Raw genomic sequence first — 568 nt, forward strand, 5'->3', positions numbered from 1 at the left:
AACCAGCAGCAGTGCCCGCAGCTGTGGCACATGTCCACCCCCCTTGGTTATCACGAGTCAAGGTTATTGTAGCTCCATTAAGTGCTGTAGCAGCATTCGCCATTGTGAATACTAGAGTGCCTGCTCCAGATGCCTGAAAAGTCGCAAGGTATGTACCTACAGAGCTCTCACTTCCATCTACAGTCATATTTGTAGTACCAGCAACAGGAGGAGTTGTGACTGTACCATCCGCAGCTATTACAGCAGGAATTGGAGCTGTAATACTTGGCCTAGTTCCTCTTAACAGCATATCTTCGACTTCAACCTTTACAGCCGTCACTGTTGACAATGCGCTTGACATTTGGCTACGTGCGACATAGTTCTGATACTGCGGAATAGCCACAGCCGCCAAAATACCAATGATCGCCACAACGATCATCAATTCAATCAGCGTAAAACCCTGTTGTTTTTTCATTTTTCTGTCCCCCGGGAACATCATTTATAGTTTTTTTAGCATGCAACTTCTTACAAGACATGCGTCTTTTAACCACCCTACCCTGGGTACATCGTCCTTTCTCAGTGTGTATTC

The 568-nt window shown here is 46.0% G+C and carries 1 protein-coding gene; it reads right to left on the reverse strand.

What is annotated here, in order from left to right; genetic code table 11:
- On the reverse strand, nucleotides 1–454 hold a 454-nt coding region (locus J7438_RS27120), incomplete at its 3' end, for a pilin (RefSeq protein WP_209279117.1).
- Nucleotides 455–568: the final 114 nt, after the last annotated feature.

The organism is Thalassotalea sp. G20_0, from assembly GCF_017744175.1.
Lineage (GTDB): Bacteria > Pseudomonadota > Gammaproteobacteria > Pseudomonadales > Endozoicomonadaceae > Endozoicomonas.